This is a genomic window from Rhodococcus sp. S3, assembly GCF_058211795.1.
This window is the reverse complement of sequence record NZ_CM177074.1, coordinates 35,804-51,735: the sequence shown is the minus strand read 5'-3', so window position 1 is coordinate 51,735 and position 15,932 is coordinate 35,804. Positions and strand designations below refer to the sequence as shown.

At 68.3% G+C, this 15,932-nt stretch carries 16 protein-coding genes and 1 tRNA gene; 9 read left to right on the top strand and 8 right to left on the bottom strand.

Translation table 11 applies throughout. The features are described from left to right. Positions 1–3: 3 nt before the first annotated feature. The 7 genes from AC0LPE_RS00255 to AC0LPE_RS00225 form a co-directional block, all read right to left on the bottom strand. A complete protein-coding gene (locus AC0LPE_RS00255; RefSeq protein WP_490605389.1) occupies positions 4–981 on the bottom strand; it encodes a DUF8832 domain-containing protein in 978 nt (325 codons plus the stop codon). Further along, positions 978–1,184, bottom strand: a complete 207-nt coding sequence (locus AC0LPE_RS00250; protein WP_019290442.1) for a heavy-metal-associated domain-containing protein — start codon at positions 1,182–1,184, stop codon at positions 978–980. The genes AC0LPE_RS00255 and AC0LPE_RS00250 overlap by 4 nt, the downstream gene beginning before the upstream one ends. Positions 1,185–1,224: 40 nt before the next feature. Then, positions 1,225–1,572 carry a metal-sensitive transcriptional regulator gene (locus AC0LPE_RS00245; RefSeq protein WP_006553308.1) on the bottom strand — a complete coding sequence of 116 codons (348 nt, stop codon included), beginning with the start codon at positions 1,570–1,572 and terminating at the stop codon, positions 1,225–1,227. A 247-nt stretch (positions 1,573–1,819) separates the two neighbouring features. Beyond that, a complete protein-coding gene (locus tag AC0LPE_RS00240; RefSeq protein WP_006553307.1) occupies positions 1,820–2,026 on the bottom strand; it encodes a hypothetical protein in 207 nt (68 codons plus the stop codon). Between the two features lie 46 nt (positions 2,027–2,072). Next, positions 2,073–2,714 (bottom strand): dihydrofolate reductase family protein, encoded by a 642-nt coding sequence (locus AC0LPE_RS00235; protein ID WP_490605388.1) that lies wholly within the window; start codon positions 2,712–2,714, stop codon positions 2,073–2,075. An 81-nt stretch (positions 2,715–2,795) separates the two neighbouring features. Continuing rightward, positions 2,796–3,851, bottom strand: a complete 1,056-nt coding sequence (locus tag AC0LPE_RS00230) for an MFS transporter (protein ID WP_490605387.1) — start codon at positions 3,849–3,851, stop codon at positions 2,796–2,798. After that, positions 3,809–4,051, bottom strand: a complete 243-nt coding sequence (locus AC0LPE_RS00225) for a hypothetical protein (protein WP_490605386.1) — start codon at positions 4,049–4,051, stop codon at positions 3,809–3,811. The genes AC0LPE_RS00230 and AC0LPE_RS00225 overlap by 43 nt, the downstream gene beginning before the upstream one ends. Positions 4,052–4,108: 57 nt before the next feature. Here AC0LPE_RS00225 and AC0LPE_RS00220 point away from each other — a divergent pair, with 57 nt between their 5' ends. Next, positions 4,109–4,492 (top strand): MerR family transcriptional regulator, encoded by a 384-nt coding sequence (locus tag AC0LPE_RS00220; protein WP_490605385.1) that lies wholly within the window; start codon positions 4,109–4,111, stop codon positions 4,490–4,492. A gap of 426 nt (positions 4,493–4,918) precedes the next feature. Further along, positions 4,919–5,608: a pentapeptide repeat-containing protein gene (locus AC0LPE_RS00215; protein ID WP_490605384.1), complete on the top strand. Its 690-nt coding sequence runs from the start codon at positions 4,919–4,921 to the stop codon at positions 5,606–5,608. Positions 5,609–5,714: 106 nt separating this feature from the next. Here AC0LPE_RS00215 and AC0LPE_RS00210 read toward each other — a convergent pair. Then, positions 5,715–5,797: transfer RNA gene (locus AC0LPE_RS00210), tRNA-Leu, on the bottom strand. A gap of 202 nt (positions 5,798–5,999) precedes the next feature. Between AC0LPE_RS00210 and AC0LPE_RS00205 the strand changes: the two genes are divergently transcribed. The 7 genes from AC0LPE_RS00205 to pknB all read left to right on the top strand — a co-directional run bounded on the left by AC0LPE_RS00205 (position 6,000) and on the right by pknB (position 15,876). Further along, positions 6,000–7,316 carry an FHA domain-containing protein gene (locus AC0LPE_RS00205; RefSeq protein WP_490606396.1) on the top strand — a complete coding sequence of 439 codons (1,317 nt, stop codon included), beginning with the start codon at positions 6,000–6,002 and terminating at the stop codon, positions 7,314–7,316. Between the two features lie 154 nt (positions 7,317–7,470). Next, complete coding sequence (locus AC0LPE_RS00200; protein WP_006550946.1) at positions 7,471–7,932, top strand: FHA domain-containing protein FhaB/FipA; 462 nt, start codon at positions 7,471–7,473, stop codon at positions 7,930–7,932. Beyond that, positions 7,929–9,476, top strand: a complete 1,548-nt coding sequence (locus AC0LPE_RS00195) for a protein phosphatase 2C domain-containing protein (protein WP_160877049.1) — start codon at positions 7,929–7,931, stop codon at positions 9,474–9,476. Before AC0LPE_RS00200 ends, AC0LPE_RS00195 begins: the two co-directional genes overlap by 4 nt. Continuing rightward, positions 9,476–10,924 (top strand): FtsW/RodA/SpoVE family cell cycle protein, encoded by a 1,449-nt coding sequence (locus AC0LPE_RS00190; protein ID WP_159417094.1) that lies wholly within the window; start codon positions 9,476–9,478, stop codon positions 10,922–10,924. Before AC0LPE_RS00195 ends, AC0LPE_RS00190 begins: the two co-directional genes overlap by 1 nt. Further along, entirely contained in the window at positions 10,921–12,405 is a 1,485-nt protein-coding gene (locus tag AC0LPE_RS00185) for a peptidoglycan D,D-transpeptidase FtsI family protein (protein WP_106200896.1), read from the top strand. Before AC0LPE_RS00190 ends, AC0LPE_RS00185 begins: the two co-directional genes overlap by 4 nt. A 1-nt stretch (position 12,406) precedes the next feature. Beyond that, entirely contained in the window at positions 12,407–13,975 is a 1,569-nt protein-coding gene (locus AC0LPE_RS00180) for a serine/threonine-protein kinase (RefSeq protein WP_088896888.1), read from the top strand. After that, positions 13,972–15,876: a Stk1 family PASTA domain-containing Ser/Thr kinase gene (gene pknB / locus AC0LPE_RS00175; protein WP_160877051.1), complete on the top strand. Its 1,905-nt coding sequence runs from the start codon at positions 13,972–13,974 to the stop codon at positions 15,874–15,876. The genes AC0LPE_RS00180 and pknB overlap by 4 nt, the downstream gene beginning before the upstream one ends. Positions 15,877–15,932 lie beyond the last annotated feature (56 nt).

Genomic DNA, 15,932 nt, shown 5'->3' with positions numbered 1-15,932 from the left:
CCGTCAGCGGCCGGAATGGCTGTGGTCACCGTGTGTGCCGGACCCCGGTTGCACCTCGCCGGTGCCTCCGGCGGTGAGGGTGAACGCCGCGGTGCGAACCACTCCGTCGTGCTGGAAGTCGAGATAGAGGTGATAGGTGCCGGCACTCGGGACGGAGGTGTGGAAGACGACCTCGGGACCGGGTCGAGTGGTGCCGTCGCCGGGTGTCCCGTCCGGGTGGACGTGGAGATAGGCGAGGTCGCCGCCGCGCAGCGCCACCAGGTGTCCGTAGGCACCGAGATAGGGCTGCAGGTCGGCGACCGGCTGTCCGTCCTTGCTCACGGCGAGGGTGAGCATCGCGTCGTTACCCGACGACAGGTCGCCGTCGAGGGTGACCTCGTAGCCGTCGACGGTCGCGGTGCGGTTGTCGGCTTCCGGTGCGGCAGAGACGAATTCGCCTGCCACCGCGAGGTCGGTGCCCAACGTGAGCGCCTCTCCCCCGGTGGGCGTGAAGTCGGTGAAGACCCGCCACGTGCCGGGCGTGAGGTCGACGTCGACGGACCAGATGCCGGTGTTCTCGTCGAGCACGGGATGGACGTGCTGGAAACCGGTGAAGTCGCGGCGCACGGCGATCAGGTGCAGCTCTTTGTCGTGGGTGACGTCGAAGTCGGTCACCGGCATACCGTCGGGTCCGTTGATCGCGAAGGTCAGGTTCCTGCCCTCACCCGACTCGAGGTTTGTCTCGGCGAGCGCGAGGGCATAGCCGTTCCGATACGTCATCAGACCTCCCGGGATGTCTTCCACAGCAGGTGTTTCCGCGGCAGGTGTTTCCGCGGCACTGCCGGTGGCGGTGTCATCACCGTGACCGGCGTCGTGGGCGCTCGCGGTCGGATCCTCGGTCTGCTCCTCCACCGGGCCGACGGTCGCGCCGACGAGCAGCGCGATACCGAAGACCGCGGCTACGGCGGCGACGAAGCCGGTGAGCTTGGCCGGGGTGTTCATGCGAGGCTGTAGCCGGCCTCCTCGACGGCGGCCGCGACGGCGGCATCGTCGAGGGACTCGGCGCTCGTGACGGTGACGGCACCGGTGGCCAGATCGACCGCGACGTTCTCGACGCCCGGGATCTCCTGGACCTCCTCGGTGACCGACGCGACGCAGTGCTGGCAGGTCATGCCGGTGACGGTGTAGGTGCTGGTCTGGCTCATGGGAACTCCTCGGATACGGGTCGTGAACGGGTCTGGACGATCAGGAGCGGACGAGGCGCGCGATGGCGTCGCTGGCTTCCTTCAACTTGAGGTCGGCCTCGTCGCCTCCGGCGCGCACGGCACCGGCCACGCAGTGCGCCATGTGCTCGTCGAGCAGGCCGAGTGCGACGGCTTCGAGGGCCTTCTTCATCGCCGCGATCTGCGTGAGGATGTCGATGCAGTACTTCTCTTCCTCGACCATCCGCTGCAGGCCGCGGGCCTGCCCCTCGATGCGACGCAGTCGCTTGAGGTAGTCGGCCTTGGTGTTGTTGGCGATGTAGCTGTGCTGATGTGCGTCGTCGTGGGCGACGGCATCGGCGTGCACCGTCTCGCTCGGGGTATTCGGCATCGGAGTCGTCCTTGTCGCGTCGGTCGTCCTGCCGGATACCATACCCCCCTAGGGTATGTACGGCAACCGACCGGATGCTCAGACTATTTGCGCAGGTAGAGGCGCATGACACCGCGATGGACACAAGAGTCGGCCCCGCATTCCTCGAGAATGCGGGGCCGATCCGAAGAGGTTCCGCAGGCCGGTGGACGAGACGCCCGAGCGCCTCACGAGGCGGTCGAGCGCCTCGTCGATTCGTCGCGGGACGTCACGGCACGTGCATCATCTTCCCGGCGAGGGTGAACAGCCGGCGGGAGAGCCGGATGACGGGGATGCCCAGTGGGATCAGCAGGATCGTCACGCACAACACCGCACCCAGGAGCATCACCACGGCGGCGACGATCCCCAGAACGGTGCCGAGCAGGGCGGTGAGAAGTCCGAGCACGACATCCAACAGGCCACTCAGAGCACGCATGACGACCTCCTACCCCCACCTCCCATTATGCGCCGGCCGCGGGCGTTCACTTCCTCCAGAACAGGTGATGCACCACCCCACTCGCGCTCGGCACGGCCTCGAGGTGGAAACGGTCCCGTAGCTCGTCCGGGGATTCCCAGAGCTTCAGACCGGTGCCGTACCGCACCGGCGACACCACGACGTGCATGGTGTCGACCAGATCGGCGTCGAGGAACTCGCGGATGATGGAGACGCCGCCTCCGAGGCGAACGTCCTTGCCCTGCGCCGCGACGCGGGCCTGTTCGAGCACCGCAGCCGGTTCGCCGTTCACGAAGTGGAAGGTGGTGTCGGAGAGGGTGAAGGACGGACGTTCGTGATGGGCCAGCACGAACACCGGGGTGTGGAACGGCGGCTCGTCACCCCACCAGCCCTGCCACTCGTGGTCCTGCCACGGGCCCCGCTGAGGACCGAACTTGTTGCGTCCCATGATCTCCGCACCGATATTGCAGGAGAAGTCCCGGATGAAGTAGTCGTCGAGCCCGCGGCTCCCGCCGGGTTCGGTCCGCAGGTGCCAACTCGCCGTGGCGCCGGCCCACTCGAACATCGGACCCGGATCCAGACCGAAGGGACTCTCGAAACTCTGGTCCTCCCTCGCGCCGATACCGTCGCTCGACACCGAAAAGTTCTGCACTCGCAGCAACTGGCCCACTTTCTTCTCCTCACATCCCGATCGACCGGTACGAAGAGGAAGACCCCGCGAACCACGCGAAGTCATCGGCCGCTGCCCGGATCACGCAGACGGTTCCGGCGCCGTCCGGGCGAGGAGCACGAGAGCGACTGCACCGACCGCGGTGACGGCCAGGGCGACCGGGGCCAGACGGTCGACACCGGAACCGACCACCACGCCCCCGAGAGCGGCACCGGCGGCGACACCGAGGTTGAAGGTCGCGACCACGACCCCGCCGGCGGTCGTGCGAAATCGCGCGGATGCCAGTCGGAGGACCCGGACCTGCATCGCGGGCGGGAACACCCCGGAGACGAGTCCCCACAGCACGATCGCGAGCACGAACAACACCGGCACGGTCGGCGCGACGGCCACGATGACGAAGGCCGTGAGCAGGACGAGGACCGTGGCGGGAACGGTTGCTCTCGGCCAGCGGTCCGACAGCCATCCCGAGACGGTGACACCGACAGCGCCGGCCGCTCCGAACACCGCCAGGACGATCGCCAGCGATCCGGATCCGAACCGGGCCGCGTCGGTGACGATCATCGAGATGTAGGTGAACACCACGAAATGTCCCAGGAGCACCAGTGTTCCTGCCAGTGCCGTGCCCGTCGACGCGATCACGCTGCGGTCCCAGCCCGAGCCCGAGGTGCGCTCGTCCGCCCCGAAGCTCCCCTCACTCCCGGTGGTCCTCCCGGGGTCGGTGAGAATCAGTGCCAGGGCGATCGCGGGGACCGCCAGAACCGCCGATGCCCCACCGAAGACACCGCGCCAGCCCACGATGTCGACCAGCGCCGCCCCGATCGGAAGACCCATCAGTCCCGCGACGGCCGGACCCGCGAGCACGATCGCCAAGGCCCTCCCGATCCGGTCGTGGTGCACGATCTCGGAGACGTACACGACGATCACCGCCCAGAACACACCGTGCGCGGCCGCGGAGACGATCCGGCCGGCGAGGGCGATCTCGAAGGTGGGAGCGAGCGACGTCGCCAGCACCGCGGCGGCCACCACGGCGAGCGCGGCCGGGAGCAACCGGGTGCGGCGGACGTTCCGCGTGACCCGGACGAGCGGCATGCTGGTCACGGCGATCGTGAGCGCCCACGCGGTGACCAGACCTCCCACGACGGCAGGCTCGACACCCAGGCCACGTCCGATCTGCGGGAGAAGCCGGACGGGAGCATCTCCACGGTCACCGTCGCGAACGTCGAGAAGGACAGGGCGATCAGCGTCGCCCACCGAAGTGCGTGGCCGGTCGAAGAAGCGTTCGACGTCGTCGTCGCCGTGGGAATTCTCGCCGGTTCACGAGCGTCGGTATCGGTCATGGCACCATGCTGAACGTTGACATCGGTGTCAAGGTCAAGCCCGAAACGGGGAGAGTCATGCGAATCGGCGAGCTGTCCCGGCGAACCGGCCTCAGCACCCGGATGCTGCGGTACTACGAACAGGAAGGCCTGATCCATCCCGAACGGGGTGCGAACGGTTACCGCGACTACACCGACGACGACGTGGCACGCGTGAAACTGATCCGCGACCTCGTCGGCTCGGGCGTGCCCACGCGTCTGGTCTCGATCGTCCTCGAGCAGCGCGACGACCGGGAAGGCACGTGGACGAGCAAGTGCGACAGGGATTTCGCCGCTCGTCTCGTCGGCGAGATCGAGGATCTCGACGGCCGGATCGCGTGCCTGACGCGTAGTCGCGACGCCCTCGGCGAGTTGCTGCGCCTCACTCTGACGCACGTGGGGTCGCGCGAGGCGAGCGTCTGAACGCGGGTCTTCCCGAGGTCCGACGACAGCCGTCCGGCCCGCTGACACCGCGCGTGCCGACTGGTATTTTCATGGCCAGTGATCAGCACCGTGTATCCGTGAGACAGAGGTCCCGCGCCGTCCGCGAACCGCGCCTGCAGGCGGCGGTGATTCCGTGTGCCCCGAGAGGGAACCCGCGCCAGGGTTCCCCGATCCCGCCGTGCATCGGAATCGACTCTCGGAGTTCACATGTTCACCCCATCGCTTCACTCGTCCCCGTCGCCGACCGTTCATCGATCCGACCTCCGGGGCGACTGCAGCCGTTGTTTCGCACTGTGTTGTACGGCTTTCGGTTTCACGAGGTCTTCGGATTTCGCCGAGGACAAGCCTGCCGGGTCGCCGTGCCGGCATCTCGATGCGTCCTTCGCGTGCACCATCCATGAGACGTTGCCGTCCCGCGGTTTCCGCGGGTGCACGGTCTTCGATTGTTTCGGCGCGGGACAGGTGGTCTCCCAGCGGTTGTTCGCCGGCGTGAGCTGGCGGGACCGTCCCGACACCCGCGACCGGATGTTCTCGGCATTCGCCGTCGTGAAAGAGCTGCACGAGATGATGTGGCATCTGCTCGAGGCCCAGGAACGTACCTACGATCCGGAAACCGCGGACACCGCGCGGGAACTCGTCGCATCCCTTGTATCCCTGACCCGCCGGCGCGTGGGCGAACTCGAATCCCTCGACATTGGCGAGATACGTGCCCGCGTTCGACCGGTCCTCATGGAGGTCAGTGCGGAGGTGCGGGCTTCGTACTTCGCCGACGACGAGCGGATGCATCCGGACCTGGTCCCGGGCGCCGATCTCGCCGGCACCGATCTGCGCGGCCGCCGGTTGTGCGGGGCCGAGCTGCGGAATGCATTGCTCATCGGCGCCGATCTCCGAGGATGCGACCTCGCGGGAGCGGACCTGCTCGGCGCGGACCTCCGCGGCGCTCGGGTGGAGAACGCCGATCTGTCCCTCGCTCTGTATCTCACCGGACCGCAACTCGCCGCCGCGCACGGCAACCGACGGACCCGAGTACCCACGGGCGTGCCGGTACCACAGATCCGTGTCGACCTCACCGCGGATCGGCACCCGAGCGACTGACCGGCCGGAGGGCCGACGGCCCGGAAGACCACGACGAAAAGGACGAGGTCACGATCTCCGAAGAGTTCGTGACCTCGTCCGTCGCAGTTCGTGGAACTGCTCACTGTGGGCGAAGGGGGACTTGAACCCCCACGTCCCGAAGGACACTGGCACCTGAAGCCAGCGCGTCTGCCATTCCGCCACTCGCCCGAGCAACGCCGAAAACAGTAACACACACCGGAGCCAAACAACTATTCGCCTGGTCAGAGGGCTGCGAGCCCCGTCGGCACGATCGCCGAGCACATCCGTCGGAGACGTGCCGAATACCGCAGGGTCGAATCCGGGGAAAAGTGGATACCATGCAGTGACGAGATCTGCATTGCGACACGCTGAGTACGGAAAGGGGGTCGCCATGGGTATCGCCCAGCGCTTCGAGCGCAAACTCCAGGCCGCGATCGGCGACGCTTTCGCCCGCGTGTTCGGCGGCGGCGTCGTGCCCCAGGAAGTCGAGGCGGCGCTGCAGCAGGAGGCAACGGACGGCGTCCAACAGCTCGATCGGGGCCACATGCTCGCCCCCAATCACTACGTCATCACGATCAGCGAAACCGATCACGACGCCCTCGCAGCGGATCGGGACTTGACTGTGAAGGCATTCTCCCGTCACCTTGAGGACTTCATCCGAGAACAGGGATGGCAGACATACGGTGAGATCCAAGTCGTCTTCGAGTCGTCGTCGGCACTGCACACCGGGCAGTTCCGGACTCGCGGCTCGGTAGATCCCGATGCGGGGCGCTCAGCGACGCGTGCTCCGTCACCGCGGAACCCACAGAACCGCCCACCCGTGACCTCTGAACCAGGAGCTGGCCCAATGACGCAGAACCCCGGCTACGACCCCAGCCGTGACCCCGCCGAGGCGGAACCGCAGTACGCACGCAACGGTCACGCGCACGTCGGCCAGGAGCAGCGCTACAACCAGGGCTACGGCAACGCCGGCTACGACCAGGCTCAGGGGGGCTACGACCAGCAGGGTGGTTACGACCAGCAGGCGTACGGCCAGGCCTACAGCGAGCAGGACTACCAACAGGGCGGCTACGACCAGGGCGGTTACGACCAGCAGGCCTACGGTGCCCAGGGCGCCCAGCCGCAGGCGTACAGCCAGGACTACGGCCACGACTACCCGCAGCAGGGTGGCTACGACCAGCAGGCGTACGGCCAGCAGGGTTACGCGCAGCCCGGTTACGACCAGGGTTACCAGGACCAGGGCTACCAGCAGGGCGGCTACGACCAGCAGGCCTACGGTCAGCAGAGCTACGCACAGCCGGGTTACGACCAGCAGTACGGCGCGCAGCAGGGCGGCTACGACCAGGGTTACGCCGCCGCGGCTCCCGGTTACGATCAGGGCTACCAGCAGGCCGGCTACCAGTCTCCGACTGCCGGTCGGGTGCTGACCGCGACGCTCCAGCTCGAGGACGGCAGCGGTCGCTACTACCAGCTCCGAGAGGGCAGCAACATCATCGGCCGCGGCCAGGACGCACAGTTCCGCCTGCCCGACACCGGCGTCTCGCGTCGCCACATCGACATCCGCTGGGACGGCCAGGTCGCGATGCTCTCCGATCTCGGGTCGACGAACGGCACGACGGTCAACGGCGCCTCGGTGCAGGACTGGCAGCTCGCCGATGGTGACGTGATTCGCGCCGGGCATTCCGAAATCCTCGTGCGCATCCTCTGATCAGCCGGTATCGAAGGACCGACCGGACCCGTTCATACCGTCCGACGCGTGTGACAGCGCGTCGGACGCTGCATGGAGTCGTCCGGTGTCCGTATTGTGAGTGACCGCACGACCAGGAACACGACCGGTCGACTACCCCGAAGGAGGATGCACCGTGCAGGGGCTGATTCTGCAGCTGACCCGAGCGGGATTCCTCCTCCTGCTGTGGTTGTTCGTATGGGCGGTGTTGCGCACGCTCCGGTCCGACATCTACGCCGGTGCCGCGCGACCGCTCCCGCGTTACTCCCCCAAGCAGTCGGTGCTGCCGACGCTGAGCCGTAACAAGACCGCCAAGTATCTGGTGGTCACGCAGGGCGCGCTGGCCGGCACGAGGATCACACTCGGCACCCAACCGGTTCTCATCGGCCGTGCCGACGACTCCACACTCGTGCTGACCGACGACTACGCGTCCACGCGCCACGCACGCCTGTCGCCGCGAGGTTCCGACTGGTACGTCGAAGACCTGGGGTCGACGAACGGCACGTATCTCGACCGCGCGAAGGTCACCACCGCTGTCCGTGTCCCGCTCGGAACCCCGGTCCGGGTGGGCAAGACCGTGATCGAGCTCCGCCCGTGACCCTCGTACTCCGATATGCCGCCCGCAGCGACCGCGGCCTCGTGCGCTCCAACAACGAGGACTCCGTCTACGCCGGTGCCCGCCTGCTCGCCCTCGCCGACGGCATGGGCGGCCACGCAGCCGGCGAGGTCGCCTCGCAACTGATGATCGCGGCGCTCGCCCACCTCGACGACGACGAGCCGGGCGGCGACCTTCTCGGCAAGCTCGCCGCGGCCGTCCGCGAAGGCAACGCCTCGATCGCCGACCAGGTGGAGGAGGAGCCCGAACTCGACGGTATGGGCACGACGCTCACGGCCATCCTGTTCGCCGGCAGCAAGCTCGGCCTCGCGCACATCGGCGACTCCCGCGCCTATCTGCTGCGCGACGGTCAGCTCACCCAGATCACCCGCGACGACACCTTCGTGCAGTCGCTCGTCGACGAGGGCCGCATCACCCCCGAGCAGGCGCACACGCACCCGCAGCGGTCGTTGATCATGCGCGCGCTGACGGGCAGCGAGGTAGAACCGACGCTCACCGTGCGCGAGGCCCGCGCCGGTGACCGTTATCTCGTGTGCTCCGACGGCCTGTCCGACGTCGTCAGCGACGAGACGATCGCCGACACCATGCGGCAGGGCACGCACGACGAGTGCGCCGACCGGCTCATCGAGCTGGCACTGCGCAGCGGCGGTCCCGACAACGTCACCGTCGTCGTCGCCGACGTGATCGATCTCGACTACGGCCAGTCGCATCCCATCGTTGCCGGTGCGGCATCGGCGGACGACGACGAGGACACTCCCCCGCCGAATACCGCAGCGGGTCGCGCCGCTGCGATGCGACCGCCGCGCGCCACCCCCAAGCGGGTCATCAACAAGGCCCCGGAGCCCGAGCCGAAGAAGAAGCGCAGCCGCCTGTGGTGGCCCGTCGCCGCCATCGTGGTGATCGCAGTGCTGGTCGGCGGTCTGTTCGTCGGCCGTCAGTTGATCCGCAACAACTACTACGTCGGCGCCGACGACGGTCGTGTGACCGTGCTGCGCGGCATCCCCGGCGACGTCTTCGGCTATTCCCTGCAGGAGCCCGCGCGCGTCGGGTGCATCACCGACGAGGGCGACCTCACGCTCGTCGACCCCGCCAGCGCGTCGTGCCGGGTGATGCTCGTCGACGATCTGTGGCCCGCCGCCCGCGAACAGGTTCGTGCCGGTCTTCCGTCGGGGTCGCTCGACGACACCCGCGAACAGATGCAGCGGCTCGCCGAACTGGACCTGCTGCCGGTGTGCACCCCGGAGGAACCCGAGCCCACGCCCGGCACACCGGCCCCCGGTCCGGGAGAGCCGACGCCGGCTCCCGGACCGAACGGCACCCAGCCCACCGAGACACCCGCGGTGCAGCCGCCGGCGCCCGGTGAGCCGCAGCCGGGCGAACCGGCACCGGCCTCCCAGCCCGGCGAACCGCTCCCCGGTGAGCCACAGCCCGGTGAGCCGACTCCCGGCGAACCCGCTCCGAACATGGAGCCGGCTCCCGAGCCCGCGCCCCAGATCCCCGGTCAGAACTGCAGGGTGGGCGCCTGATGTCGGTGTCCCATGGTGTGGGGGCCTTCCCGAGCCCTCCGGGAGGTTTCGCCCCGGCTCCCGTCCAGTCGACCCGGCGCAACACCGAATTGGCTCTGATCATCGCGGCCATCGGTGTCACGACCGTGTCGCTCATGCTCGTCGAGGTCTCGATGGAGCAGGCGCTGACCCTCGACCTGCTCAAGTACGGGGCGACCTTCGCGGCGCTGTTCCTCGCCGCGCATCTCGCGGTCCGGCGCTTCGCGAAGTACGCCGATCCCCTGCTGTTGCCGATCGTCGCGCTGCTCAACGGTCTCGGACTCGTGCTCATCCACCGGCTCGACCTGTCCGACCAGGAGAACGCCCGCTACATGGGCCTGCCGCCGCCGTCGCCCGATGCGACGCAGCAGGTGCTGTGGACGGCGCTCGGCATCGCGCTGTTCATCGTCGTGCTCGTGTTCCTGCACGACTACCGCCTGCTCGCGCGGTTCAGCTACACGCTCGGTCTCATCGGCCTCATCGCACTCGCGATCCCGGCCCTGCTGCCGAGCAGGTTCTCCGAGGTCAACGGCGCCAAGATCTGGATCCGGCTGCCCGGTTTCAGCATCCAGCCCGGTGAGTTCGCGAAGATCCTGCTGATCATCTTCTTCGCATCGGTCCTCGTGGCGAAACGCGATCTGTTCACCACCGCGGGCAAGCACTTCCTGGGGATGGATTTCCCCCGTGCCCGCGATCTCGGCCCGATCCTGGCGGCCTGGATCATCTCGATCGGTGTGATGGTCTTCGAGAAGGACCTCGGCACGTCGCTGCTGCTGTTCACCACCGTGCTGGTGATGCTCTACATCGCGACCGAACGCGTCGGCTGGCTGATCATCGGATTCTCGCTGCTCGCCGTCGGTTTCTACGCGGCGTACCAGATGTTCGGTCACGTGCGGGTGCGTGTGGAGACCTGGCTCGATCCACTCGCCGACTACAACAACACCGGCTACCAGATCTCCCAGTCGCTGTTCGGTCTCGCGACCGGCGGAGTCGCCGGCACCGGCCTGGGCAGCGGACGGCCGGGGCAGGTGCCGTTCGCGAAGACCGACTTCATCGTCGCCGCGATCGGTGAGGAACTCGGCCTGATCGGTCTGGCCGCCATCCTGCTGTTGTTCCTGATCCTCGTCGTCCGCGGCATGCGCACGGCGCTGGCGGTGCGCGACAGCTTCGGCAAGCTGCTCGCCGCCGGCCTGTCGTTCACCCTCGCCGTCCAGCTGTTCGTGGTGGTCGGCGGTGTCACGAAGTTGATCCCCCTGACCGGCCTGACCACACCGTTCGTGTCCTACGGTGGTTCGTCGCTGCTCGCAAACTATCTGCTCCTGGCTCTGTTGATGAAGATCTCGCACGCTGCCCGCCAACCCGCGATCCCCCGTAAGAAGGCGCCCACGCCGATCGCCGAGGCCAAGACGGAAATGATGGGGCGCGAATGAACGGTCCGCTCCGCAAGGTCGCGATGGCCGTGATGTTCATGGTCGTCGCGCTGCTCGCAAACGCCACCTACGTGCAGGTCATCAAGGCCGACGATCTCCGCACCGATCCGCGCAACTCGCGTGTGCTGATCGACGAGTACTCCCGTCAGCGCGGACAGATCGTCGCGGCCGGTCAGGCTCTCGCGGTGTCGGTGCCCACCGACAGCCGCTACAAGTACCTGCGCGAATACCCGGCGCCGCCGACCCAGCCGATGAGCCCGCTGGCCTACGCGCCGGTGACCGGTTTCTACTCGATGCAGTACGGCAGCACCGGACTCGAGCGGTCCGAGGATTCGCTGCTCAACGGTTCCGACAACCTGCTGTTCGGACGTCGCCTGTTCGACCTGGTGTCGGGCCGCAACCCGCGCGGCGGAAACGTCGTGTCCACGATCGATCCGGTCGTTCAGCAGGTGGCCTACGACGAGCTGACCTCGAAGGGTTACACGGGCTCGGTGGTCGCGATCGAACCGAGCACCGGCAGGATCCTCGGGATGGTGAGCACTCCGAGCTACGACCCCAACCGGTTGTCGGGACACGACGGTGCCGCGACCTCACAGGCCTGGGACGAGCTCAACGCCGATCCCGAGAAGCCGATGCTCAACCGTGCGATCTCCCAGACCTACCCTCCGGGCTCGACCTTCAAGGTCGTCGTGACGGCGGCGGCGCTCGAGAACGGCGTCACCCCCGACACGCAGTTCACCGCGGCACCGCAGATCACCCTGCCCGACACCGCGACGACCCTCGAGAACTACGGCGGAGCGGCGTGCGGCGACGCACCGACGGTGACGCTGCGGGAAGCCTTCGCGCGGTCGTGCAACACGGCCTTCGTCGAGATGGGCATCGACGACGGACGCGAGGCCCTGGTCTCGCAGGCCGAGAAGCTCGGCATCGGCGAGACCCTCGACGTGCCGCTGCCCGTCGCGGCGAGCACCGTCGGGCCCATCCCGGACGGCGCGGCACTCGGCCAGTCGAGCATCGGCCAGCGTGATGTGGCCCTCACTCCGTTGCAGAACGCGTCGATCGCCGCGACCATCGCAAACGGCGGGGTGCGCATGAAGCCGTATCTCGTCGACCGTCGGCAGGGACCCGACCTGACGGTGCTCGAGGAGACCAAGCCCGAATCGCTGGGCCAGGCGATCTCGCCGGAGGTCTCGGCGACCCTCACCGACCTGATGATCGGTGCCGAGAACAATGCCGGCGGTGGCGGTGCCATCCAGGGCGTGCAGATCGCGTCGAAGACGGGCACCGCGGAACACGGCAACGATCCGCGGAACACCCCGCCGCACACCTGGTACATCGCATTCGCACCTGCACAACAACCCCGCATCGCCGTCGCGGTGATCGTGGAGGACGGCGGCGACCGAGCTCTCGCCGCGACCGGCGGCTCGGTGGCCGCCCCGATCGGACGGGCCGTCATCTCGGCCGGATTACAGGGAGGCTGACATGGCTCTGAGCAGCGGCGCCATGATCGCCGACCGTTACCGTCTCCAGCGACTCATCGCGACCGGCGGAATGGGTCAGGTGTGGGAAGGACTCGACACCCGGCTCGACCGGCGGGTCGCGGTGAAGGTCCTCAAGGCCGAGTTGTCCGGCGACGAGGATTTCCTCGCCCGGTTCCGCTTCGAGGCCCGCACCACCGCCCAGCTCAACCATCCCGGCATCGCCGGGGTGTTCGACTACGGCGAGACCACCGACGCCGAGGGCCAGTCCATCGCCTATCTGGTGATGGAACTCGTGCACGGCGAACCGCTCAACGCCGTCCTGTCGCGGCTCGGACGCCTGTCGCTACCGCACGCGCTCGACATGCTCGAGCAGACCGGACGCGCCCTGCAGGCCGCCCACAACGCCGGCGTGGTGCACCGCGACGTCAAGCCGGGCAACATCCTCATCACCCCGACAGGCCAGGTGAAGATCACCGACTTCGGTATCGCGAAGGCGGTCGACGCCTCCCCGGTCACCCGCACCGGCATGGTGATGGGCACCGCGCAGTACATCGCTCCCGAGCAGGCACTCGGCCAGGAGGCGACGTCCGCGAGCGACGTGTACTCGCTGGCCGTCGTCGGCTACGAGGTGCTGTCGGGACGCCGCCCCTTCCTCGGCGACAGCGTCGTGACGGTCGCGATGAAGCACGTCCAGGAGACCCCGGCACCGCTGCCGACGGATCTTCCGCCCGAGGTGCGCGAACTCATCGAGATCGCGATGTCGAAGGACCCCGCCTACCGCTATTCGAACGGCGGCGAGTTCGCCAACGCCGTCGCTGCGGTGAGGTCCGGACGACCCGTGCCCCCGCCCGGCAACGTGCCGCCGGTGACCAGCGCCAACCGGGTGCTTCCGCCCGGCGTTCCCGGGACCACGGCCCACACGTCCTCGACCCGTGCCCTGCACCCGACGCAGTACGACCAGACGGCCTATTCGTCGGTTCCCCGCTCGGCCCAGCCGCCCACGGCCGGCCGGCCGCCGGTGGCAGGCCCGCCGACCGCGGGAGTGCCCGCCGACGACGACGGACGACGGTCGCCGAGCCCCACCGCGCTGGCCTGGGCTGCAGGTGCGGCAGTGGTGCTCGCCCTCGTGACCCTCGGAATCGTGCTGTTCAGCAGCGACGACGAGGAGACCCCGCGCGCTCCCTCGCCGACGACGCAGCTCACCACGACCCGCGCGACCACCACGACGACGCGTCCGCCGCAGACCACGACGACGTTCGTGCCGCTGCCGCCGCCCGTCGAGCCGGAGACCTTCACTCCCCCTCCGACCACGACGACGCCGGAGCCGACGACGACCACGCCGGAACCGACGACCGAGCCGACCACGACGCAGCAGCCCACCACGACGACGGCCCCGACCACGACGACGGCAGCGACCACCACCACAGCGGAGGACACCGGTGGCGGCGATGGCGGCACAGGCGGCGCGGAGGGTGACGGCGACAACGAGACCGACCCCGAGGCCGCCGGTGGAGGGGACGACAATTCATCCGAAACCAGCAACGGTACGAACAATCAAGGAACGTCATGACCACACCCCGCAAGCTCTCCTCCCGCTACGAGCTGGGTGAGATCCTCGGCTTCGGCGGTATGTCCGAGGTGCACCTCGCGCGGGATCTGCGGCTCGGCCGGGATGTGGCCATCAAGGTGTTGCGTGCCGACCTCGCACGCGACCCCACGTTCTACCTGCGCTTCCGGCGCGAGGCGCAGAACGCCGCTGCGCTGAACCATCCGGCGATCGTCGCCGTCTACGACACCGGTGAGGCCGAGACCGAAGCCGGGCCGCTCCCGTACATCGTCATGGAGTACGTCGAGGGCGACACGCTGCGCGACATCGTGCGCGCCGACGGGCCGATGACCCCCAAGCGGGCGATGGAGATCATCGCCGACGTGTGCGCGGCCCTGGACTTCAGCCACCGCAACATGATCGTGCACCGCGACGTGAAGCCGGCCAACGTCATGATCAACAAGGCCGGCGCGGTGAAGGTCATGGACTTCGGCATCGCCCGGGCCATCTCCGATGCCGCGAGCCCCATGACGCAGACCGCCGCGGTGATCGGCACCGCGCAGTACCTCTCCCCGGAGCAGGCGCGCGGCGAACAGGTCGACGCCCGGTCGGACGTGTACTCGGTGGGTTGCGTCCTGTTCGAGATCCTCACCGGCGAGCCTCCGTTCAAGGGTGACTCGCCCGTCGCGGTGGCCTACCAGCACGTGCGGGAGGATCCGCCGCTGCCGTCGTCGGTGAACTCGTCGGTGCCGCCCGAGCTCGACTCGGTGATCCTCAAGGCGATGGCGAAGAACCCCGCGAACCGCTACCAGTCGGCCGCGGAGATGCGCAGCGACCTGATCCGCGTGCTGAGCGGACAGCGTCCGAGCGCGCCGATGGTGATGACCGACGAGGACCGCACGACGCTGATCGACTCCGTCGACAACAACACGGGCCGGCACAGCCGCGTCGCGCCCGTCGGCTCGGCCGGGGCACCCGCAGACGATTCCGGAAGCGGCTCGGTGCTCAAGAAGGTGCTGCTCGGCATCGCCGCGGTCGCCGTGGTCGGTATCGTCGGCGTCTTCCTGTGGTCGCTCGGACCCGGTTCGACGGCTGCCCAGGTCGCGGTGCCCGACGTCCGCAATCTCTCCGCCGAGATCGCCGAGAGCCAGCTGCAGAACGCGGGCTTCCGGGTCTCGATCCAGCAGAAGAGCGACCCCGTCGTCGCGAACGGCAACGTCATCAACACCCGGCCGGTACCCGGCAGCCAGGCCGAGGAAGGTTCGACCGTCACCCTCGAGGTGTCGAGCGGACCGGAACAGGTGCAGATCCCGCGGCTCGAAGGCATGACGCAGGAACGCGCAGCCCAGGAGCTGTCCGCCGTCGGACTCCGGCTCGATCCGAATGTCGGTCGCCAGCCTTCGGCCGCCGACGACGAGGATCTCGTCGTCGACCAGACCCCCGGCGCGGGGGCGAGCGTCGACCGCGACAGCGCGATCACCATCAAGCTGGGTTCCGGCCCCGAACTGGTACGCGTCCCCAACGTGGTGGGCCAGACCGTCGAGGTGGCGAGCGACAACATCGAGGGCGCCGGTTTCGAGGTCGTCGTCGAGAACATCGACTCCAGCGAGACCGAAGGCACCGTCGTGTCGACGAGCCCGGCCGGTGGCGCCTCCACCGAACAGGGTTCGACGGTGACCGTGCGGGTGTCCAACGGCGACCGCATCGAGATGCCCGTCATCACCAACCGGTCGGTCTCCGATGCGCTCGCCGCCCTGCGCGGCGCCGGCTGGACGGGCAACGCCTCCCAGCTCCAGCAGACGCGTGAGGCGACGCTCGACGTCGATCTCGTCGGCACCGTGATCACGCAGGCCCAGCCGCCGGGTTCGGAGATCTCGAAGAACCAGCCCATCACCGTGGGCGTCGGTGTGCTCGGCATCCGCTGAGCGAGCCATCAACGACGAAAGGCGCCGGTCCTCGAAGGGACCGGCGCCTTTCTCGT